The following is a 20152-nucleotide window of genomic DNA, read 5'->3' as shown; positions in this document are numbered from 1 at the left end:
GATCACGATGCCCAGGTACCTGTCGATCACGCTGGAAAAGCGCGGTGTGTCCTGCGTGGCGGAGCTGCTGGACAAGGATGCCCCCCGCACCTGCGAAGCCGTGTGGCAAGCGCTGCCCCAGGTCGGGCCGGTGCACCACGCCAAGTACGCGCGCAACGAGATCTACACGATGGTGCCGCGGTTCGCGGCCGACGAACCCGGCCAGGAGAACCCGACGGTCACCCCGATCCCGGGTGACGTCGTGTACTTCTCCTTCCCCGGCGGCATGCTGGACCGCCAGTTCAAGGAGGAGAAGAACATCCACGAGCTGCCCGGCGTGATCGACCTGGCGATCTTCTACGGGCGGAACAACCTGTTGCTCAACGGCGACGTGGGTTGGGTGCCGGGCAACGTCTACGCCACCATCGTGGAGGGGCTGGACCGGATGGCCGAGGCGTGCAACGACGTCTGGCGGTCCGGCAGCATCGGCGAGACCCTCCGCTACGACCGCTACCAGGGTTGACGGGGGAACAAATGCCGCCTGACTTCCTCGGGGCGGTATCGGGCCCGGAGCCGCAACGCGGCGTCGGAGTGATCGCCCCGTTCGACCTGGCGCTGGACCGCGAACTGTGGCGGTGGACCCCAGCGGGCGTCTCGCTGTACTTGACGCGCACGGCGTTCGTGCCGGTGCCGGTGACCGTTGAGCAGGCCAGCCTGGTCAGCGACGAGGCGGCGGTGCACGGCGCGACCCGCGACCTGCTGGTCCCGGAGCCGGAGGTGGTCGCCTACGCGTGCACCTCCGGCAGTTTCGTGAACGGGGCGACGGGGGAGCGCGCGCTGGTGGAGGTGATGCTGCAGGCCGGTGCGCCGGCCGCGGTCACCGCCTCCGGCGCGCTGGTGCAGGCCCTGCAGACGCTGGGTGCCGGCCGGATCTCGATCGCCACGCCGTACGTGGAGAGCGTGACCGAGCGGTTGCACGGTTTCCTCGACGAGCACGGCATCGACGTGGTCACCAGCGTCGGCCTGGGTCTGCTCGGCCAGATCTGGAAGGTCAACTACCGGCAGGTGGTGGACATCGTGCGCTCGGCCGACCGGCCGGAGGCCGAGGCGATGTTCATCAGCTGCACCAACCTGCCGACCTACGACATCATCGGGCCGCTGGAGCAGGAGCTGGGCAAACCGGTGCTGACGGCCAACCAGGTCACGATCTGGGCGGCGCTGCGCGAGATGGGGCTGCAGGCGGTGGCCCCGGAACAGCGGCTGATGCAGGTGGTGGACGCGCCGGCCGCGTGACGATCGCATCAAGAACGGGTTAGCCGCGACGGACCCTGCGGTAACATTGTCAACAATCGACCGGTTGTGCGGTGTTGGCGTCGGCGGATCCGCAGCGGTGGTGTCGGAAACGATGTCGACTAAGGATGGAGCTACCGGTGCCGTTCACCGCAGGAATTCTCTACCCCGGCTACAGCGCCGAGGACGACTACCCCGCGCTCGAAGGGCTGCTCGGTGGTGGTATCCGGCTGCCCTTGGTGCACACCTTGATGCGCGAGGACGCGCATCGGGTGGACGCGCTGCTGGACATCGGCTCGGACGACGTGCTCGCCGACGGTGCGCGGCAGCTGCTGGAGCACGGCGTGCAGTCGGTGATCTGGGCGTGCACCAGCGGCAGCTTCGTCTTCGGCCCGCAGGGCGCGCGGGAGCAGGTGGAGAAGTTGCAGGCGGTCACGGGGCTGCCGACGTCCAGCACGTCGTTCGCGTTCGTGCACGCCGCGGCGGCCCTGGGGCTGCGGCGGGTGGCGGTGGCCGCGACCTACCCCGACGACGTGGCCACCAGTTTCGTCGAGTTCCTGCAGGCCGCGGGGCTGGAGGTGGTGAGGTTGTCCAGCCGGGGCATCATCACCGCCGCCGAGGTGGGCACGCTCGGCCGCGACGAGGTGCTGGAGTTCGCGGCGGCCAACGACGACGACCGGGCCGATGCGCTGCTGATGCCGGACACCGCGCTGCACACCGCGGCGTGGCTGGGTGAGCTGGAGGACCGGCTCGGCAAACCGGTGCTCACCGCCAATCAGGTCAGCGCCTGGGAGGCGCTGCGGCTGGCCGGTGATCGGGCGGCGCACGACGGATTGGGAACGCTGTTCCGCAAGGGAACAGGAGGGGAGCGCAATGCCTCCCCGGAATGAGGAGATGGTGTCAGGTGCTCGGGACCGACGAGCAGAACCAGCAGCCGGGTGAGTTAGAGCCGGTGCAGCGCAAGTCGACCGCGGCGATCGTGGCCGACCAGCTGCGGGCTGCGATCATGTACGGATCGCTGCCGCCGGGAAGTCAGCTCGGCGAGGCTGAACTCGCCGCCCGGCTGGGCGTCAGCCGGGGGCCGCTGCGGGAGGCCATGCAGCGGCTGGTCGCCGAAGGGCTGCTGCGCAGTGAACCGCACCGCGGGCTGTTCGTGATGACGCTGGACGCCGAGGACGTCCACGACATCTACCTGGCCCGGCTGGCGGTGGAGCGCGCCGCGTGCGAGCAGATCGTCCGCCACCACCGGGTGGAGGCGGTGGCGGAGCTGACCGCGGCGCAGAGCCGGATGGTCGCCGCGGCGGGCAAGGGCGACTCGATCGAGCTGGCCGACGCCGACCAGGAGTTCCACGAGACGCTGGTGCGGGTGTCGGGCAGCCCGCGGTTGCAGCGGATGGCGCAGACGCTGCTGGTGGAGAAGCGGATGTGCCTGACGGCGCTGCAGGACAAGTACCACGCGGACGTGCAGGCGCTGGTCGACGAGCACAAGGGGCTCGTCGACGCGATCGAGACGGGCGACGAGCAGCTGCTGCTGGAGCGGCTGACGGCGCACATGACCGACGCGCTGGAGCGCCTCAACGGCTCCATGGCGACTTGACGGACCTGATGCGGGGCGGGGTTCCCTCCACAGTGGAGGGAACCCCGCCCCGCATCGTGCATTCGATGACAAGGTCTTCTTCAAGCGGCGGCAGCCGCTTGCGGTGCGGGACTCAGCTTGCACCGCTAAGCAGGCCGTGCCGCGAATCTGTTGTTTGTTGTCAGAGGCCGCCGACGGCCACGTACTTGGTCTCCAGGAACTCGTCGATGCCGAACTTGCCGCCTTCGCGGCCCAGTCCGGAGTGCTTCACGCCGCCGAAGGGCGCCGCCGGGTTGGACACGATGCCCTGGTTGAGGCCCACCATGCCGCTGTCCAGCGCCTCCGACACCCGCAGGCCGCGCTGCAGATCGCGGGTGTAGAGGTAGCTGACCAGGCCGTACTCGGTGTCGTTGGCCTGGGCGACGACGGCCTGCTCGTCGGTGAAGGTGGTGATCGGCGCGACCGGCCCGAAGATCTCCTCCCGGCCCATCCGGGCCTCCAGCGGCACGTTCGTCAGCACGGTCGGCTGGTAGAAGTAGCCCTCGCCGTCGCGGCCGGCGCCGCCGGTGACGACGTCCGCGCCGAGCCGCACCGCGTCGGCGACCAGCTCGGTGACCTTGCCCAGCTGGGCGTCGTCGATCAGTGGGCCCACCTGGATCTCGTCGGTGACGCCGCGGCCGACCCGCAGGCCGCTCATCCGCTCGGCCAGCCGCCGGGAGAACTCCTCGGCGACGTCGGCGTGCACGTAGAACCGGTTGGCCGCGGTGCAGGCCTCGCCGATGTTGCGCATCTTGGCCAGCATCGCGCCCTCGACCGCCGCGTCCAGGTCGGCGTCGTCGAACACGATGAACGGCGCGTTGCCGCCCAGTTCCAGCGACACCTTGAGCACCTGGTCGGCGGACTGCTCGATGAGCTTGCGGCCCACCGCGGTGGACCCGGTGAACGACAGCTTGCGGGCGCGGCCGTCGCGGATCATCGGCTCCATCAGCTTGCCCGCGCTGCGCGAGGTGACCACGTTGAGGACGCCGTCGGGCAGCCCGGCCTCGATGAGGATCTCGGCCAGCGCCAGCATCGACAGCGGCGTCTGGTGCGCCGGCTTGATCACCGAGGTGCAGCCCGCGGCGATGGCCGGGCCGATCTTGCGGGTGCCCATCGCCATCGGGAAGTTCCACGGGGTGATCAGCAGCGCCGGGCCGACGGGCTGGCGCATCACCAGGAACCGGCCGCTGCCGTTGGGCGCCACCGCGTAGTCGCCGCCGATGCGCACGGCCTCCTCGGAGAACCAGCGGAAGAACTCCGCCGCGTAGGTGACCTCGGCCCGCGACTCGGCCAGCGGCTTGCCCATCTCCAGCGTCATCAGCAGCGAGAGGTCCTCGTGCCGCTGCATGATCAGCTCGAAGGCGCGCCGCAGGATCTCGCCGCGCTCGCGGGGCGGGTGCTTGGCCCACTGCGGCTGGGCGTCGGCCGCGGCCGCCAGCGCCGCCAGCCCGTCGTGCGGGGAGGCGTCGGCGACCGAGCACAGCGCGCGGCCGGTGGACGGATCTTCGACCTCGAAGCTGCGGTCTCCTTCGGCGTCGCGCCATTTGCCGCCGATGAGCAGTTGCTTGGGCGCGGCGTCGACGACGGCGGCCTCTCGGGGGTGCTGTTCGGTTGAGATCGTCATGGCAACGGCGAACCCTTCTGCCTCGGGTGGTGGACAGCGACGCTCGGTGATGGTTGCATGTCAGCGGAGATTGTCAACAATCCTACATTTTGCATGTCACGAACCTTGGAGTCGATCATGGCTGAGCTCTCGCCGTTGCTGAAGCAGGCCACGCCGGTCCTGGCCGCTCGCGGGGAAGGGGTCTACCTCTACGACGAGCAGGATCGCCGCTACCTGGACTTCACCGCCGGGATCGGGGTCACCAGCACGGGACACTGCCACCCGCGCGTGGTCGAGGCCGCCCAGCGCCAGGTGGGTACCCTCATCCACGGCCAGTACACGACCGTCATGCACCGGCCCCTGCTGCGGCTGACCGAACGGCTCGGCGAGGTGCTCCCGGCCGGTCTGGACCGGCTGTTCTACGTCAACTCGGGCAGCGAGGCGGTGGAGGCCGCGGTCCGGCTGGCCCGCCAGGCCACCGGACGGCAGAACATCGTCGCCTTCCAGGGTGGTTTCCACGGGCGCACGATGGGCGCCGGCGCGCTCACCAGCTCCGGGGTGAAGGTGCGGGCCGGAATCGGCCCGATGATGCCCGGCGTCGTGTTCACGCCGTTCCCCGAGGCCTACCGGCACCGCTGCAGCGAGGCCGACGCGGTGCGCTTCGCGCTGGCCGAGTTCGACCAGCTGCTGGTCACCGTCAGCTCGCCGCGCGACACCGCCGCGATCATCATCGAACCGGTGCTCGGCGAGGGCGGCTACATCCCCGCGCCGCCGGAGTTCCTCGCGGGCCTGCGGGAACGCGCCGACCGGCACGGCATCCTGCTGATCGTCGACGAGGTGCAGACCGGCGTCGGGCGCACCGGCCGGTTCTGGGGCCACGACCACGCCGGTATCCGCCCCGACATCCTGATCACCGCCAAGGGTCTGGCCAGCGGCTTCCCGCTGTCGGCCATCGCCGCGCCGGAGGCGCTGATGAGCCAGGCCTGGCCCGGCTCGCAGGGCGGCACCTACGGCGGCAACGCGGTGGCGGCCGCGGCGGCGCTGGCCACCCTCGACGTGGTGCGGGACGAGGGGCTCGTCGACAACGCAGCGGAACAGGGTGCCCGGCTGCAGGAGGGCCTGCGCAAGGTCGCCGCCGAACACCCGGTGATCGGCGACGTGCGCGGGCTGGGCCTGATGCTGGGCAACGAGTTCAGCACCCCCGAGGGCGCGCCGGACACCGAGACGGCCACCCGCGCGCACCAGGCCGCCGCCCAGCGCGGGCTGCTGCTGCTGACCTGCGGACCGCACGGCAACGTGGTCCGCATGATCCCGCCGCTGATCGTCACGGCCGACCAGGTCGACGACGCCGTCGGGTTGTGGGCGGAAGCGGTGCGCGACGCCGTCAACGGCTGACCACCACGGCCGTGGTGGCGGGCTGTGAGGTCGCCCTCACGCCCGCCACCAGCCGAAACGGGTGGTCTCCGATCACCGTTCGGTAGCGGTCGGTGATTCCCCGACGGTCGTCTGCGATGCTTCACGCCAAACCCGGCGCGTGCGGGGCGCGCCGGATCGAACCGACGCGGGTGTGTGCATGAGCGACTGGTCGGCGGGGCAACCGCCGAGGAGCCGGAGACCGCAAGGCGGCGGCGAGAGGTACGACTACTACCGGGGCGCCCCGAGCGGGCCGCCACCCGGACGGCGTCCGCCGCCGCCCCCTCCGCCTCATCAAGGCCCTCGGCGGCCGGTGGACGACGATCGGCCACCGCCGCCGCCGAGGCGCAAGCAGAAGCGGTGGGGTCGGCGCATCGGCATCACGCTGGTCGTGCTGGTGCTGCTGCTGGGCGGCCTGGTGATCTACTTCGACAGCATGCTGCAGCGCACCGACGCGCTGTCGTTCAGCGGGCAGGCCCCGGACTCGTCCGGCTCCAACTGGCTGCTGGTCGGCTCCGACAGCCGCGAAGGCCTCGACGACGCGCAGCGCGAAGAGCTGTCGGCCGGCGACGCCGGCGGCCAGCGCACCGACAGCGTGATGCTGGTGCACATCCCCGGCGGCGGTGGCCAGCCGGCGCTGATCAGCCTGCCTCGCGACTCGTACGTGGAGATCCCGGGCCACGGCAAGACCAAGCTCAACGCGGCGTTCTCCTTCGGCGGCCCGCAACTGCTGGCGGAGACCGTCGAGAAGGCCACCGGGGTGCACATCGACCACTACGCGGAGATCGGCTTCGGCGGGTTCTCCGACCTGGTCAACGCCGTCGGCGGGGTCGATATCTGCCTGGACAAGCCGATGGACGACGAAATGGCGAACGCGCACCTGCCGGCCGGCTGCCAGGAGCTGGACGGCCCGCAGGCGCTGGCCTTCGTCCGGGCGCGCTACTCGCTCAAGGGCGGTGACCTGGAGCGTGCGGAGAACCAGCGCAAGCTGCTGGGCGCCCTGGTCAACAAGGCGACCAGCCCGACGACGCTGATCAACCCGTTCCGGCTGTTCCCGCTGGCCTCCAGCGCGAGCAAGACGTTCGTGGTCAACGACAGCGACCACCTGTGGCACCTGGCGTCGCTGGGCCTGGCGATGGGCGACATCAGCGGCGGCGAGGGCGTGACCACCAGCGCGCCGTTCGGGCGCTTCGGCAAGGACTCCAACGGCGGCTCGGTCATCGTCTGGGACTCCAAGGCCGCCAGTCGCATGTTCGACGCGATCGCCAACGACCAGCCCATCCCGCCGGACCTGCTGAACAAGTAGACCGCGCGACCAACGATGCGGGCCGCCCCGGAAGTTCCGGGGCGGCCCGCATCGCCGTTGGGAGGGACGGTCAGGAGATGAATCGCTTGAGCTGCTTGCTGTTGCCGTTGAAGGTGTCCTGCCCGCCGGGGAAGGCGCCCTTGTCGTTGTGCTGCCAGATGGTCTGGTAGCCCCAGCCGGCCGGCAGCGCGCCGAGGTCGGGGCCGTAGCGGGCGATCCACAGCGGGTTGTTCGGGGCGAAGTCCGGATTGGACGCGGTGCAGCGGTTCCACCAGTCGGTCGTGGTGTAGATGACCGGGAAGCGCCCGGTCCGGGCGTGGTAGGTGTTGCTGAAGTCGGCGATCCACCGCGACATCGCCGCCGGGTCCAGGCCGTAGCAGGCCTCGCCGTACGGGTTGTACTCGATGTCCAGCGCCCCCGGCAGGGTGCGACCGTCGTGGCGCCAGCCACCGCCGTTGTCGACGAAGAAGTTGGCCTGGTCGCGGCCGGTGGAGCGGTCCGGCAGTCCGAAGTGGTAGGAACCGCGGGTCATGCCGACGTCGTGGGAACCGTCGTACTGCTGGGCGAAGCGGGCGTTGCGGAAACCGGTGCCCTCGGTGGCCTTGACGTACGCGAACCGGGCGCCGTCGGCCCAGGCCCGGGGCCAGTCGACGTCGCCCTGGTGGCCGCTGACGTCCATTCCGGACACCGCACCGGCCGGGAGGGGGAGGGACCGCGCTTGGGCGTCCTTGCCGCCCGGCAAGCTGTAGCCCGCCCAGGCGCCGTTGGGATCGTCGGGGCTCAGCCGCGGCGCGGTGCGCGACTGCTCGGCGTTGGCCGTGCCACCGGCCAACGCAGCCGTCGCGATCATCGCCGCGAGCAGCGCTGCGGTCCTACGTGGACGGCGGGAAACGTCGCGGGCCGGGCGTCGCCGTTGGCGGCTGCCGATCGGGCCGCGGAATCTGCGGAGCATGCACTCGCCTCCTCACCAGCAGGGGCATCGTCGTCTAGCGGGACCGGGTGTCCGAGGTCTCGGACCGGGGTGGGGGTGCGGATCTTGCGCGATCGGAGAATAACCCGCACATTGCGGACCCGCTGAGTTCCACCGCGGCGTTTCGCCGGTTTTGCCCCATGTGGACACGCGCTGTCCACTGTGGTGGTAATCGACGTGATCCACGTCTCCCGATTGGAGAATCGGCCTCGCGTCCGGTAGGTCTCGGGCATGGCACAGCGAACGGGCGGTCCCGGAGCAGGGCGGTACAGGGACCGGCGGCCGGGTGATCGCCGGCGCGACGAACGGCCCCGCGGTGATCGCGGCGACGAGCAAGCGCTGCGGCAGGAACTGCGCGCCATGCACGGCGCGAGCTACGGCCGCTACAAGTCATTGGGCGGCCGCTGGTCCTTCGGCGGATTCACCCTGGAGGTCCAGCGCGTGCAGCCGGACCCGTTCGCCCCGGCCAGCCGCTGCGAGGTCCGGGTCGACCCGGCGGTCGCGGGCTTCCCCGAACAGCTGTGGTCGACACCGGTGCGCGCGCGGGCGCTGGCCGGGTACCTGGTGCGGGCGGTGTACCGCAGGCTCCGCGACAGCCGGTTGCGGGTCGACGCCGGCCGGCAGGAGGTGCTGGACCGCAGCGCCTGCCAGATCGCCGGGGGAGCGGTGGTGCTGCGCCTGGGCATCGACCTGCCGGGACGCGGGCGGACCATCGACGGCAGGCAGGCGGAGCAGGCCCTGTGCGACGAGCTGCCCGATGCGGTGGAGGCCGCGCTGCGCTGGGCCACGGCCGATCAGCGGCGGCTGCGGGAGTTCGTGGACTCCATTGAGGACACCGATGCGCTGCGCGGGATGCTGCCGGACCTGGGGCTGGTGGCGTTCGTCGCCGACGGCGCGATGCTGCCCCGGCGCAGCGGCGTCGACGAGCGGCCGCTGACCGACGGGGTGCCGTTCGCCGCGCCGGAGTCGCTGAGCGTCGAGGTCGAGCTGCCCAACCGGGGCCGGGTGCGCGGCATGGGGGTGCCCGAGGGGATCACCCTGATCGTCGGGGGCGGGTTCCACGGCAAGTCCACGCTGCTGCGCGCGCTGGAGTTCGGCGTCTACGACCACGTTCCCGGCGACGGCCGGGAGCTGGTGGTGTGCCGGGAGGACACCGTCAAGGTGCGCGCCGAGGACGGGCGGCGGGTGCACCGGGTGGACGTCAGCCCGTTCGTCGGGCACCTGCCCACTGGCGCCGACACCACCGACTTCTCCACCGACAACGCCTCCGGCTCGACCTCGCAGGCCGCCGCGATCGTGGAGGCGGTGGAGGCCGGGGCGAAGGTGCTGCTGGTCGACGAGGACACCGCGGCGACGAACCTGATGATCCGCGACGCGCGGATGCAGGCGCTGGTCGCCAAGGAGTCCGAGCCGCTGACGCCGTTCGTCGACCTGATCCGGCCGCTGCACGCCGCGCACGGGGTGTCGACGGTGCTGGTGATGGGCGGCTCGGGGGACTACATGGACGTGGCCGACCAGGTGTTGATGCTCGACGCCTACCACGCCCGCGACGTCACTGAGCGCGCCCGGCAGTTGGCCGCCGCGCCCACCGGCCGCCGCTCGGAGGCCGAGGCGTTCCCGCAGGTCCGGCACCGCGTGGTGGACCCGCGCTCTATCCCCACCGAACGACCGAAGGTCCGCGCCCGGGGAGTGGACGCGCTGACCCTGGGCGAATCCACTGTGGAGCTTCGCGGCGTGGAGCAGGTCGTCGACCCCGCGCAGGTCACCGGGATCGGGCTGGCGCTGGTCAGCTGCGCGCGGCGGGGAGTGCTCGACGGCACCCGCACCGTGGCGGAGGTGCTCGACGCCTTCGCCACGGACGTCGCCGAGCGCGGCGTCCTGGCCGTCGACGAGCGCTACGTGGGCGATTTCGCCGTGCCGCGGCGCTTCGAGCTGGCGGCCGCGCTGAACCGGCTCCGGGTGCTGAGGGTGGCCGGCTTTCGCACGTGAGGAGGTTTGCCCGGCGGCGGCGGGCGGGCATCATCGAGGCGAGTGGTTTCCCCGATGTGCTGTCGTGCGCATGCGCGGCGGACGGGAGGCGAGCGATGCCTCGCATGGGTTTCCCGGATCGAACCACCACCGGTTATGCCGATCGCCGGCACGCCGGGCGGGTCCTGGCCCAGCGGATGACCGGGCTCGAGCTGGTCGATCCCGTGGTCCTCGGGCTGGCCAGGGGAGGGGTGCCGGTTGCCGCCGAGGTGGCTCGGATGCTGAAGGCGCCGCTGCGGGTCTGCGTGGCCCGCAAGATCGGCGCGCCGAGCCAGCCGGAACTGGCCGTCGGCGCCGTGACCGCCGACGGCCCGCCGAGTTACGACCAGCAGCTGGTGCGCTCGTTCCACCTCGACGAGCGGACCCTGCAGGCTGCCTGCGAGCGGGAGCGGGCCGAGGCGCGGCGCCGGGAGCAGCTGTTCCAGCGCGGCGAACCGCTGCCGCTGGCCGGGCGTGACGTCGTGCTGGTCGACGACGGGCTGGCCACCGGGGCCACGGCGCGCGCGGCGGTGCGGATGCTGCGCGGGTCGGCGCCGCGCAGCGTGGTGCTGGCCGTGCCGGTGGGGGCGCGGGACGCAGTCACCGCGCTGCGCGCGGAGGCCGACGTGGTGGTGTGCGTGCTGCAGCCGGTCGGCTTCGCCGCGGTGGGGCAGTGGTACCGCGACTTCAACGCCACCACGGACGAGGAGATCTTCGAGATCCTGCGGGAGCTCGACCAGTCGTAAAACTTGCCAAGTTGGCAATCTTGCAAAATTGGCAAGTTTCGCTACTGTGGTCCGCATGACCGCTGAAGACGACACCCGAATCGGGTTGCGGGAGCGCAAGAAGCGCCAGACACGCCTCGCGTTGAGCCGGGCGGCGATCCGCCTGACCGTCGAACGCGGATGGCAGGACGTCACGGTGGACGACATCGCCGCGGCCGCCGACGTCTCGCCGCGCACCTTCCGGAACTACTTCGCCGGCAAGGCCGAGGCCATCGCCGCCAGCCACCTCGAACGCGCCCTGCGGATCGCCGAGGAGCTGCGCGCGCGACCGGCCGCCGAACCGCTGTGGGAGGCCATCGGCAACGCGGTGCAGGCGCAGTTCGCGCCGGCGCCGGACGACCGGCAGCCCCGCGACCAGGGCTGGATCGACGGCCTGCGGCTCATGCTCGCCGAGCCCGCCGTGCAGGGCGAAGTCCTCAAGGCGAACGCGATCGCGCAGGACGAGTTGGCGAAGGCCATCGCCGAACGCACCGGCACCGACGTGGCGCACGACCTGTACCCGCAACTGGTCGCCGCAGTGGTCGGCGCCGGCAGCGCCACGGCCGTGGCGCACTGGCTGCGCGAAGACCCGCACAGCTCCGCCCTGCCGCTGCTGCGCGAGGCGTTCGCCCGGATCGCCTCCGGACTCCCGGTCCCATGAGGACGATCCGGCCCATTCCGCCCACTTCGACGAAGGAGCACAACCCCCGATGATCGCCGATGTCGTCATCGCCGGCGGCGGCCCGAACGGGCTCATGCTGGCCTGCGAGCTGGGTCTGGCCGGGCTGCGGCCGATCGTGCTGGAACGCCTGACCGCGCCCAGCGACGAGCCCAAGGCCAACGGCCTCGTCGGCCAGGTCGTGAAGATGGTCGACCGCCGAGGACTGCACGAGCCGCTCAGCGGCGGCCCGCAGCCCCCGCGGCCGAACTCCGCCTACTTCATGTTCGCCGGGATGAGCCTGAACCTGGGCCTGCTGGCGGACAGCCCCGTCTACAACCTGGCCGTGCCGCAGCGCCGCATCGTGGAAGTCCTGGCGCAGCGGGCCGTCGAGCTCGACACCGACATCCGCTGGGGACACGAGGTCACCGGCCTGTCGCAGGACGACGACGCGGTCGAGGTGGAGGTCACCGGCCCGGACGGGCCGTACCGGCTGCGGACCCGGTACCTGGTCGGCGCGGACGGCGCTCACAGCGTCATCCGCAAGCGCGCCGGCATCGGCTTCCCCGGCGTCAGCTACGACCGGACGACGAACCGGACGGCCAACGCCACCGTTCCCGCGGACTGGGTGGACCCCGCGACCGGGGCGCTGAACGTGCCCGGCGCCGGCGCGATCCTGCCGTTCCTGCCGCACCGCACCGAGCACGGCGGCTTCGGGTACGCGCCGTTGCCGGGGCAGGACCCGCTGATCAGCACCATCGAGTGGGACGAGCCGGAGACCGAGGCGCCGATGACCCTCGACGAGCTGCGGGAGAGCGCCCGCCGGGTCCTGGGCGCCGACGTGCCGCTCGGCCTGCCCGCCGGCCCGGGGCCGCACGTGCTGCGACGCCGCAGCGGCGGCAACACCCGCGTGGCCGACCGTTTCCGGGACCGCCGGGTGTTCCTGCTCGGCGACGCCGCGCACGTCTACACCGCGGGCGGCGGGCCCGGGCTCAACCTCGGCCTGCAGGACGCGATCAACCTCGGCTGGAAGCTCGCCGCCGAGCTCCGCGGCGACGCCCCGCCCGGGCTGCTGGACAGCTACGAGGCGGAACGCGGCCAGGCGGCCCGGCGCATGATCACCTACGCCCAGGCGCAGTCCGCGCTGATCGCCCCGGGCAGCGACGTCACCGCGCTGCGCGAGCTGTTCACCGAGCTGCTCGACGACCCCGGCACCGTCCAGCGCATCGCGGACCTCACCGCGGGGTCCGACGTCCGCTACGACATGGGAGCCGCGGGCGCGCATCCGCTCATCGGCCGGTGCGCCCCGGAATTCGAGCTGCACACCGAAACCGGGCCGGTGCGGCTGGCGGAGCTGACCCGCAGCGCGCGCCCGCTGCTGATCGACCTGACCGAGGACGGCTCCCCGGGAACGCTCGCAAGGCGCGCCGACCAGGTGGACGTGGTCCGCGGACGGCTCGCCGGAGCCGACATCGGTGCCACCGCCCTGCTCCTCCGGCCGGACTGCTACGTGGCGTGGGCATCGGCATCGCCCCGCCCGGATGCCACCGAACTGGACGCGCTCCAGGCCGCAGCCGACCGGTGGTTCGGCGTCCCGGTGACCGCCCGCGCCTGATCGGGAGGCCACCGTCCGTCCATTGTGGTCAGTGGTGGGCCGGGGCGTGGTTCGCGGATGCGGGATGCCCGTCTGCGCGGTGCCGGCCCGCGGCCACGATGGCGAGGACGAGGCCGGCCGCGGCTGAGGCACCTGCCGGATTCGATGGATGCGGTGCCGGCGCTGGTGATCGGCCGCCGCAACGACGTGCTGGCCTGGAACCGGCTCGGGCACGCGTTGCCGGCGGGCACCTGGAATTCGGCAGCCCGAACCGGGTGGCGGACCGGCCGAGCCGTCGCGGATGCTGTTCCTCGACCCGCACACCCGCGAGCTCTATCCGCAGTGGACAGACGAGGCGCGCGGGCACGTCGCCTACCTGCGGCTGATCGGGAGCTTCCGATGAAGAGCCCCGAGTTCGCGGAGCTGTGGGGCCGGCGGCGGGTGCATGACTGCACCTATGGGTGCAAGCAGTTGCGGCATCCGCTGGTCGGGCCGCTGCCTGGCTGATCCGGATTGCCGGCCGTCAGCGGTCCGCCAGGAGGATCAGGCCCGCGTCGGTGGAGCGGAAGCCGCAGGCGTCGAAGTAGAAGCTGCGCAGGTGCGGCTCGAAGTCGACGTGCAACCAGGTGCAGCCCGCGCCCCGGGCGGCCTGCGCCGCGCGAGTTCCGTTCCGATGCCGCGGTGCTGGTGGTCCGGGCGGACCTTGGTGTCGAGCAGGAAGGCGTGGTCGCCGCCGTCCCAGGCGACGTTCACGAAGCCGATCAGCGCGCCCCCGGGCAGCCGCGCGGTCACCCAGCCCAGGCTGTGCGCGCGGACCCGGTCCCACCAGCCGGGCTCGGCCGTGCCGCCGTGGGAGAGGGTCAGGGACACGAGTTCGTCGTCGGAGGCCTCGGCCCGCCATCGGTAGTCGATCTCCACCGCCCGATGGTCGCAGCCCGTCGCCTGGGAAGAAATCGCTTTTCCAGTACGGGAATCCACCTCGCCACAGCATTGAGTTTGATATTTCTCATGATTTCAGTGTCGATCAAAATTAATCCTCCGGACCAACCTTCACCAACCGAGGCCATGACGCGATAACCTCGCGGCACCTACTCCTGCGCTGCGGAGAACCGGGAAACGGGTGGACTTGCGCCACCGGTCGGGGGGCTTCTGGCGCGTCGGGGTGGAGCTAGGTGTCCGTCTCGGGTTGATTGGTTCGTTATGACTGCCGCTGGACATTCCGACAACACGCCGACGCAGGCGGGTAGGCACACGCCACCTCGGCGGTCGGGGACGAGACGGAGTGCCGATTCCGGCGAGTCGGGCTATTCGGCCGAGGTGGCGTGGCAGGTGGGCGAGGCCGCCGCCGCGCTGGGCGATCGGCTGCGCGACCCCGCTGTGCCGCACAGCGTCGAGGAGATCGAGCAGGTGATGCGCGGGTTCTCGTTGACGGTCGAGGGCATGGCCGTCGGGTGCGGCGGGGTGACCGAGTGGCTGCGGGCGGCCGGGCACGTCGGCCCGCTGTCCGGGCACGCCAGCGTGATGTCGGAGCGCCTGTCGCACATCGGCAAGGAGCTGACCCGGTTGGCCGACGCGATCGAGAAGGCGCAGAAGCGCGCGAGCTGACGCGGGGCGCGCGGGCGAACACCGTCGGTGCTGCGCCGCGGCGAGCGTAGTGGTGCTGCACGGCTGTTGCGGGCCTCTCAGTATGTTGGTGCCAACATCACGACTGCGATGATCGAACTGCGCTCCGCGGAGCGGGCTCGGTGGCGCGGTCGTGGGGATCAGCGTGGCGCTGTTGGTGGGCGCGTTGGTGGGTCGGCGGTCGGGCGCCGGTCCTGCCGTGCGGGTGCTGCGTGCTGGTCTGCTGCTGGAGTTCGGTTGCAGGCGGGGCCTGCGTGTGCGTGTGGAGGTGGCCCCTTTGGTTCGCGGCAGTGTCGGTGATTCCTCTGCCGCCTTTGATTCGCTGTTCAGCGAGGTGTTCTCGGGGACGCCAGGGGATGCTTCGGCGTCGGAGCGCGGTCTGGCGTTGGGCACGTTGCTGGATGCGCAGGCGCACGAGGTGGTGTCGAAGGCGGTTCGGGCCACTGTGGACTGGGGCAGCCGGGAGCTGGACGGTGCGCATCTGCTGTGGGCGGTGACGCAGGTGCCGGCGACGGCGGAGTTGCTGGTGTCCTCCGGGGTGCGGGTGGAGGAGTTGGCGGCCGCGGTGCGGTCGGCGGTGGTGGCGCAGGATTCGGGGGCGGTGGGCCGGCCGGTGCTGTCGTCGGCGGCCCGGCGGGCGTTGCTGGGGGCTTATCAACAGGCGTTGGGCGAGGGTGTCGACGTGGTGGGGGCACGGCACCTGGTGCTGGGATTGGCCGCGGATGCGGATTCGGTGGCCGGAAGGGCGTTGGCGCGGGCGATCGAGTTGGGTGATCGGGGTGCGGCTCGGTCGGTGTTGAGCGTGACGCCGCGGCTGGACGAGTTCGGGCTGGATCTGACGGAGCTGGCGCGGGCCGGGAAGCTGGATCCGGTGGTGGGCCGGGATGCCGAGATCGAGCAGGCGATCGAGGTGCTGGGGCGGCGGTCGAAGAACAACCCGGTGTTCATGGGGGACCCGGGGGTGGGCAAGACCGCGATCGTGGAGGGGCTGGCGCGGCGGATCGTCGAGGGCGCGGTGCCGTGGTCGTTGGCGGACATGCGGGTGGTGTCGCTGGACCTGGCGGGGATGGTGGCCGGGGCGAAGTACCGGGGTGAGTTCGAGCAGCGGTTCCGGGATGTGCTGGCGGAGATCCGGGCGCATCGGGAGGACGTGCTGGTGTTCATCGACGAGGTGCACAGCATCGTGGGGGCCGGTGCGGGCGAGGGTTCGATGGACGCGGGCACGATGCTCAAGCCGGCGTTGGCGCGCGGTGACGTGCGGTTGATCGGGGCGACGACCGTGGAGGAGTACCGGCGGCACGTGGAGAAGGATCCGGCGTTGGAGCGCCGGTTCGCGCCGATCATGGTGGGGGAGCCGTCGGTGGCGGAGACGGTGGTGGTGCTGGAGGGGTTGCGGGAGAAGTACCAGCGGCATCACCGGGTGCGCATCGATGATGGTGCGTTGTCGGCGGCGGCGGAGTTGTCGCAGCGCTACATCGCGGATCGGTTCTTGCCGGACAAGGCGGTGGATCTGCTGGACCAGGCGTGTTCGCGGGTGCGGTTGCGGCGCGGTGGTGAGGTGCGGGAGTCGGCGGTGTTCGAGCCGACGGTGGTCGCCGATGACGTGGCGGATGTGGTGGCGTCGCGGACCGGGATTCCGGTGGCGGACGTGAGTGCGCAGGATGTGCAGCGGTTGCTGGAGTTGGAGCAGCAGTTGCGGGCGCGGGTGGTCGGTCAGGATGCGGCGGTGGCGTCGGTGGCCGAGGCGGTGCGGCGGGCTCGGGCTGGTTTGGCGGATCCGGATCGGCCGATCGGGAGTTTCTTGTTCCTGGGGCCGACTGGTGTGGGCAAGACGGAGTTGGCGCGGGCGTTGGCGCACGCGTTGTTCGGTGATGCGCAGCGGTTGTTGCGGTTGGACATGGGGGAGTTCCAGGAGAAGCACACGGTGTCGCGGCTGGTGGGGGCGCCGCCGGGGTACGTGGGTTATGGCGAGGCCGGGCAGTTGACGGATCGGGTGCGGCGGCAGCCGTATTCGGTGGTGTTGCTGGACGAGGTGGAGAAGGCGCATCCGGATGTGTTCAACACGTTGCTGCAGGTGTTGGATGCGGGGCGGTTGACCGATTCGCAGGGTCGCTTGGTGGATTTCCGCAACGTGGTGGTGATCATGACCTCGAACATCGGGGCGGATCGGGTGCTGGATGCGGGGGCCGATGCGGGGGAGTCGGCGTTGGTGGTGTTGGAGGAGTTGCGGGCGTTCTTCCGTCCGGAGTTCATCAACCGGATCGATGACGTGGTGGTGTTCCGGCCGTTGGGGGCGGAGCAGTTGCGGCGGATCGCGTCGTTGTTGCTGGAGCGCACGGGCGCGCAGTTGGCGGCGAAGGGCATCCGGTTGGTGGTGGGTGATGCGGGCCTGGATTGGTTGGTGGAGCGGGGGTATCAGCCGGAGTTCGGGGCGCGGCCGTTGCGGCGGGTGATCGCGCGGGAGTTGGACAACCGGTTGGCGTCGATGGTGCTGGCGGGGACGGTGTCGGCGGGTGATCAGGTGTCGGTGGATGTCGTTGGTGGGGAGTTGTCGTTGTCGGTGACGTCGGTGTGGGAGCCGGTGTCGGGTGGTCGGCATGCGGCGCCGGTGGAGCGTGCCGAGGTGGAGGGTTCGCAGCCGGTTCGGCGGCACAGCGTGTTCGGGTGAGCGCGGTCAGCGGTGCAGCGTGGCGATCCAGGTGGTGAGGTCGCTGGGGCGGCGGAACCGGTGGACGGTGGGGCCGTGGGGGTTGGCGGCCCATTGCCGGATTCGGGCGCGTTTGGTGCGGAAGGACCGGAAGTGCCAGCGCAGGATGGAGTCGTGTGCGAGGAGGGTGCGGATGGTTTCGCGGTTTCCGTTGCAGACGGTGGTCTTGTTGATGACGCGGGAGATGCTGCGTCGGAGCAGGCGGCTCAGGGAGAGCCAGCGGGGGTAGTCGAGGGCGACGATGAGGTCGGCGCGGGCGAGGGGGATGTCGAGCCACGTGCCGTAGGCGGAGTCGAGGATCCATTGCTGCTGGGTGCAGATGGCGTGGATCTTGTCGCGTTGTTCGTGGGTGGGGATCTGGGTCCAGCCGGGTGCCCAGGTGAGATCGTCGACGGAGTGCCAGGGCAGGCCGGTGGCTTGGCTGATGCGGCTCGCGGCGGTTGATTTGCCGGATCCTGTGACGCCGTAGACGACGATGCGTTGGGCTGGGCTGGCCGGCATGGGCGTGAGCGTAGCGTCTTGCGGGTGCAGGAACGCCTTGTTCTGTGGTGACTCTGTGCGATTGGGTGTTGGTTGGCGGCGGGGTCGCGTGTCGCCCGGCTGGTCGGTATTTTGGCTCGTTGCAGCCTTGCTGCCACCTGATCGGGAGCGAATGTCACACGAACGTGGCGAGCCTTGTTCGGGTCGGGCGGCGGCTCCTACGGTGGGGGGTGCGGTTGAGCAGCCGCCACGGCGTACCCCTTGCGTTGAGCGCAGCGGCGAGTTCCCGGTCCCGTGGCCAACCGAACCGTCGATACGCAACCAGGGGAGGTAGCGTGATCGTCTCCAGATCCGGGATGTCCCCGGCCGCGTGGGTGGGCGTGGGCCATGAGATCGTCGCGCCGCGGGCGTCCGACGATCCGGTCGTCGGGCATTCGACGTGCACGTCCGCGTTGCGGCTGGCCGTGGAGTGGCCCGTGCCAGGTGTTGTTGTGGTGCGCATCGGTGGTGAGATCGATCTGGCCACGGTGCCCAGGCTCACGGAGTTGATCCGGCAGCGGCTGACGGCTGCTGCGTTGCAGGCCATCGTGCTGGATGTTTCGGAGGTGTCGTTCGCCAGCAGTGCGGCGATCGAGTTGTTGTTGCACGCGCAGCGTCGTGCCGAGCACCGCCGGACCAGGTTGTTCGTGGTTCCTGGTCATGGTGCTGTGCTGCGGTTGTTGACGATCACCCGGTTGCGCGAGCGGTTCGTGTGCCGGGCTTCGGCGGCGGAGGCGGTTGCCGAGGCGCGTGGGTGACGCCGCGTCGGTGGTGTCAGCCGTCGTTGGTGCGGGCGAGGGGTGCCCAGCCGCCGTCGGGGGCGTAGGGGCCCCAGCTGCCGGGGTTGTTGGACCAGTACCACCAGCCGGCGCCTGCCTTGTCGGCTTCGTCTCGGACGTCGTCGACGTAGTCGAGGGCGCAGAAGTGGTCGAAGGCGCGGGTGACGCGTGGGCGGGTGCGGCCAGGCCGAGGGTGAGCGCGGCGAGCGTGGTCCCAGCGCCGGAGGGTCATGGTCGGCGACGGTAGCCAACCCACCACAAAATGTGAAGATATTTCGCGATTAGTTGGACTGCTGCCCGGCCTGGAACGACACCGCCCGCGCCGTGTTCACCCGCGCGTTGAGGTCGGCGACCACCACCGGCGAGTTCACCGGGATCTGCGTGAAGTGCAGCAGCCGCGGCCCCTGCACCCCGACCTGCACCCAACCCTCGGTGCGTTCCTCCTTGGCCAGCAGGAACAACAGCCCCAGGAAGCAGAAGAAGATGAACAGCACGCACAGCACGATCGCCCACGCCGGGATCGTGCGGGTCGTGCGGCTCATATCGGTGAACGTCCACGCCACCTCACCCACCGGTGCCGTTCCCGAGGGAGTCATGACCTCTGTCTGGGTGCACACGATGTCCCCGATCGTGACGACCGGAAGCGGGGCTGAGAAAGGGACGACCATGGGTGATCATCTTAGGAGCAGGCCGTCCTGACCCGCCCGAGGATGGCACGATTCCCGTCGTGCACACCTACATCGCACTGCTGCGCGCCGTGAACCTCGCCGGTCGCGGCCGCGTCGCCATGGCCGACCTCCGTGACCTGGTCACCGCGGCCGGGCATGGTGACGTCGCGACGTACCTGCAAAGCGGCAACGTCGTCTTCACCTCCGATCGCACCGACCCCGAGGTGCTGTCGGCGGACCTGCGGCAGCGGCTGGCCGGCGAACTCGGCGTGGACACCCAGGTCCTGGTGCGCACCGGCACCGAGATCACCGGCATCGCCGCGCATCAACCGTTCCAGGAAGCGCAGCCCGACCACGCCAAGCTGCACGTCGCGTTCCTGGCCGCCGAACCCGACCCCGGCCGGGCCGCGCAACTGACCGTGCCCGACGGCGCGCCTGAAGAACTCCACCTGGCCGGACGCGAGGTCTACCTGCACTACCCGGCCGGAGCGGGCCGGAGCAGGCTCACCGCCGCCTACCTGGAGAAGTGGCTCGGGGTCGGCGTCACCGCCCGCAACTGGAAGACGGTCACCGCGCTGGCCGGACTCGCCCGGCAGCGGGCCTGAACCGGGTGTGGCCCAGCGCACAGCGACCTCGTGTCACGGCCGGACCTCGCGC

At 71.0% G+C, this 20152-nt stretch carries 21 protein-coding genes; 15 read left to right on the top strand and 6 right to left on the bottom strand.

Annotated features, from left to right (window positions below; genetic code table 11):
• The first annotated feature begins 7 nt into the window (after positions 1-7).
• From AB0H93_RS26190 to AB0H93_RS26175, 4 genes are all read left to right on the top strand, one after another.
• Complete coding sequence (locus AB0H93_RS26190) at positions 8-502, top strand: DUF3830 family protein (RefSeq protein ID WP_358496107.1); 495 nt, start codon at positions 8-10, stop codon at positions 500-502.
• An 11-nt stretch (positions 503-513) separates the two neighbouring features.
• A complete protein-coding gene (locus tag AB0H93_RS26185; protein WP_358575841.1) occupies positions 514-1272 on the top strand; it encodes an Asp/Glu racemase in 759 nt (252 codons plus the stop codon).
• 125 nt (positions 1273-1397) lie between these two features.
• On the top strand, positions 1398-2159 hold the full coding sequence (locus AB0H93_RS26180; protein WP_358575839.1) for a maleate cis-trans isomerase: 762 nt from the start codon (positions 1398-1400) through the stop codon (positions 2157-2159).
• Positions 2160-2173: 14 nt separating this feature from the next.
• Positions 2174-2866 carry a GntR family transcriptional regulator gene (locus AB0H93_RS26175; protein WP_358575837.1) on the top strand — a complete coding sequence of 231 codons (693 nt, stop codon included), beginning with the start codon at positions 2174-2176 and terminating at the stop codon, positions 2864-2866.
• 160 nt (positions 2867-3026) lie between these two features.
• Here the strand turns inward: AB0H93_RS26175 and AB0H93_RS26170 are convergent, their stop codons facing one another.
• A complete protein-coding gene (locus AB0H93_RS26170; RefSeq protein WP_358575836.1) occupies positions 3027-4508 on the bottom strand; it encodes an NAD-dependent succinate-semialdehyde dehydrogenase in 1482 nt (493 codons plus the stop codon).
• A 117-nt stretch (positions 4509-4625) separates the two neighbouring features.
• On the opposite strand from AB0H93_RS26170, the gene AB0H93_RS26165 reads away from it, so the two are divergent.
• Both AB0H93_RS26165 and AB0H93_RS26160 read left to right on the top strand, forming a co-directional pair.
• Positions 4626-5882, top strand: a complete 1257-nt coding sequence (locus AB0H93_RS26165) for an aspartate aminotransferase family protein (RefSeq protein WP_358575835.1) — start codon at positions 4626-4628, stop codon at positions 5880-5882.
• Positions 5883-6213: 331 nt separating this feature from the next.
• Positions 6214-7206: an LCP family protein gene (locus AB0H93_RS26160; protein ID WP_358575834.1), complete on the top strand. Its 993-nt coding sequence runs from the start codon at positions 6214-6216 to the stop codon at positions 7204-7206.
• A 70-nt stretch (positions 7207-7276) separates the two neighbouring features.
• On the opposite strand, the gene AB0H93_RS26155 is transcribed toward AB0H93_RS26160, so the two are convergent.
• Entirely contained in the window at positions 7277-8056 is a 780-nt protein-coding gene (locus tag AB0H93_RS26155) for a lysozyme (RefSeq protein ID WP_358575957.1), read from the bottom strand.
• A gap of 351 nt (positions 8057-8407) precedes the next feature.
• Between AB0H93_RS26155 and AB0H93_RS26150 the strand changes: the two genes are divergently transcribed.
• The 5 genes from AB0H93_RS26150 (at position 8408) to AB0H93_RS26130 (ending at position 13706) form a co-directional block, all read left to right on the top strand.
• Positions 8408-10165 (top strand): ABC-ATPase domain-containing protein, encoded by a 1758-nt coding sequence (locus AB0H93_RS26150; protein WP_358575833.1) that lies wholly within the window; start codon positions 8408-8410, stop codon positions 10163-10165.
• A 104-nt stretch (positions 10166-10269) separates the two neighbouring features.
• Positions 10270-10929, top strand: a complete 660-nt coding sequence (locus tag AB0H93_RS26145) for a phosphoribosyltransferase family protein (RefSeq protein ID WP_358575832.1) — start codon at positions 10270-10272, stop codon at positions 10927-10929.
• Between the two features lie 55 nt (positions 10930-10984).
• Positions 10985-11608, top strand: coding sequence for a TetR family transcriptional regulator (locus AB0H93_RS26140; RefSeq protein WP_358575831.1), 624 nt, complete (start codon positions 10985-10987; stop codon positions 11606-11608).
• A 49-nt stretch (positions 11609-11657) separates the two neighbouring features.
• Positions 11658-13220: an FAD-dependent monooxygenase gene (locus AB0H93_RS26135; RefSeq protein ID WP_358575830.1), complete on the top strand. Its 1563-nt coding sequence runs from the start codon at positions 11658-11660 to the stop codon at positions 13218-13220.
• Between the two features lie 57 nt (positions 13221-13277).
• Complete coding sequence (locus tag AB0H93_RS26130) at positions 13278-13706, top strand: hypothetical protein (protein ID WP_358575829.1); 429 nt, start codon at positions 13278-13280, stop codon at positions 13704-13706.
• A 36-nt stretch (positions 13707-13742) separates the two neighbouring features.
• On the opposite strand, the gene AB0H93_RS26125 is transcribed toward AB0H93_RS26130, so the two are convergent.
• On the bottom strand, positions 13743-14117 hold the full coding sequence (locus AB0H93_RS26125; protein ID WP_358575828.1) for a GNAT family N-acetyltransferase: 375 nt from the start codon (positions 14115-14117) through the stop codon (positions 13743-13745).
• 399 nt (positions 14118-14516) lie between these two features.
• Between AB0H93_RS26125 and AB0H93_RS26120 the strand changes: the two genes are divergently transcribed.
• Complete coding sequence (locus AB0H93_RS26120; RefSeq protein ID WP_245761277.1) at positions 14517-14804, top strand: hypothetical protein; 288 nt, start codon at positions 14517-14519, stop codon at positions 14802-14804.
• A gap of 403 nt (positions 14805-15207) precedes the next feature.
• Positions 15208-17490: an ATP-dependent Clp protease ATP-binding subunit gene (locus AB0H93_RS26115; protein WP_358575826.1), complete on the top strand. Its 2283-nt coding sequence runs from the start codon at positions 15208-15210 to the stop codon at positions 17488-17490.
• Positions 17491-17496: 6 nt separating this feature from the next.
• On the opposite strand, the gene AB0H93_RS26110 is transcribed toward AB0H93_RS26115, so the two are convergent.
• On the bottom strand, positions 17497-18030 hold the full coding sequence (locus AB0H93_RS26110; protein ID WP_358575824.1) for an adenylate kinase: 534 nt from the start codon (positions 18028-18030) through the stop codon (positions 17497-17499).
• Positions 18031-18344: 314 nt separating this feature from the next.
• On the opposite strand from AB0H93_RS26110, the gene AB0H93_RS26105 reads away from it, so the two are divergent.
• Positions 18345-18806, top strand: coding sequence for an STAS domain-containing protein (locus AB0H93_RS26105; protein WP_358575822.1), 462 nt, complete (start codon positions 18345-18347; stop codon positions 18804-18806).
• Between the two features lie 16 nt (positions 18807-18822).
• On the opposite strand, the gene AB0H93_RS26100 is transcribed toward AB0H93_RS26105, so the two are convergent.
• Both AB0H93_RS26100 and AB0H93_RS26095 read right to left on the bottom strand, forming a co-directional pair.
• The gene (locus AB0H93_RS26100; RefSeq protein WP_358575820.1) at positions 18823-19059 is read right to left on the bottom strand and encodes a hypothetical protein; all 237 of its coding nucleotides are present in this window, start codon (positions 19057-19059) and stop codon (positions 18823-18825) included.
• A gap of 49 nt (positions 19060-19108) precedes the next feature.
• Complete coding sequence (locus AB0H93_RS26095) at positions 19109-19423, bottom strand: hypothetical protein (protein WP_358575818.1); 315 nt, start codon at positions 19421-19423, stop codon at positions 19109-19111.
• 131 nt (positions 19424-19554) lie between these two features.
• On the opposite strand from AB0H93_RS26095, the gene AB0H93_RS26090 reads away from it, so the two are divergent.
• A complete protein-coding gene (locus tag AB0H93_RS26090) occupies positions 19555-20100 on the top strand; it encodes a DUF1697 domain-containing protein (protein ID WP_358575816.1) in 546 nt (181 codons plus the stop codon).
• Positions 20101-20152 lie beyond the last annotated feature (52 nt).

It is taken from the genome of Saccharopolyspora sp. NPDC050642, from assembly GCF_040654735.1.
GTDB lineage: Bacteria > Actinomycetota > Actinomycetes > Mycobacteriales > Pseudonocardiaceae > Saccharopolyspora > Saccharopolyspora elongata.
The sequence above is the reverse complement of the archived record's forward strand: the minus strand, read 5'-3'. Positions and strand labels throughout refer to the sequence as shown.

Coding starts and splice junctions, on each gene's coding strand:
- AB0H93_RS26180 (WP_358575839.1), top strand. CDS start 1,398: ATGGAGCTACCGGTGCCGTTCACCGCAGGAATTCTCTACCCCGGCTAC.
- AB0H93_RS26140 (WP_358575831.1), top strand. CDS start 10,985: ATGACCGCTGAAGACGACACCCGAATCGGGTTGCGGGAGCGCAAGAAG.
- AB0H93_RS26185 (WP_358575841.1), top strand. CDS start 514: ATGCCGCCTGACTTCCTCGGGGCGGTATCGGGCCCGGAGCCGCAACGC.
- AB0H93_RS26100 (WP_358575820.1), bottom strand. CDS start 19,059: ATGACCCTCCGGCGCTGGGACCACGCTCGCCGCGCTCACCCTCGGCCT.
- AB0H93_RS26155 (WP_358575957.1), bottom strand. CDS start 8,056: ATGATCGCGACGGCTGCGTTGGCCGGTGGCACGGCCAACGCCGAGCAG.
- AB0H93_RS26190 (WP_358496107.1), top strand. CDS start 8: ATGCCCAGGTACCTGTCGATCACGCTGGAAAAGCGCGGTGTGTCCTGC.
- AB0H93_RS26165 (WP_358575835.1), top strand. CDS start 4,626: ATGGCTGAGCTCTCGCCGTTGCTGAAGCAGGCCACGCCGGTCCTGGCC.
- AB0H93_RS26170 (WP_358575836.1), bottom strand. CDS start 4,508: ATGACGATCTCAACCGAACAGCACCCCCGAGAGGCCGCCGTCGTCGAC.
- AB0H93_RS26110 (WP_358575824.1), bottom strand. CDS start 18,030: ATGCCGGCCAGCCCAGCCCAACGCATCGTCGTCTACGGCGTCACAGGA.
- AB0H93_RS26130 (WP_358575829.1), top strand. CDS start 13,278: ATGCGGGATGCCCGTCTGCGCGGTGCCGGCCCGCGGCCACGATGGCGA.
- AB0H93_RS26135 (WP_358575830.1), top strand. CDS start 11,658: ATGATCGCCGATGTCGTCATCGCCGGCGGCGGCCCGAACGGGCTCATG.
- AB0H93_RS26095 (WP_358575818.1), bottom strand. CDS start 19,423: ATGACTCCCTCGGGAACGGCACCGGTGGGTGAGGTGGCGTGGACGTTC.
- AB0H93_RS26150 (WP_358575833.1), top strand. CDS start 8,408: ATGGCACAGCGAACGGGCGGTCCCGGAGCAGGGCGGTACAGGGACCGG.
- AB0H93_RS26145 (WP_358575832.1), top strand. CDS start 10,270: ATGGGTTTCCCGGATCGAACCACCACCGGTTATGCCGATCGCCGGCAC.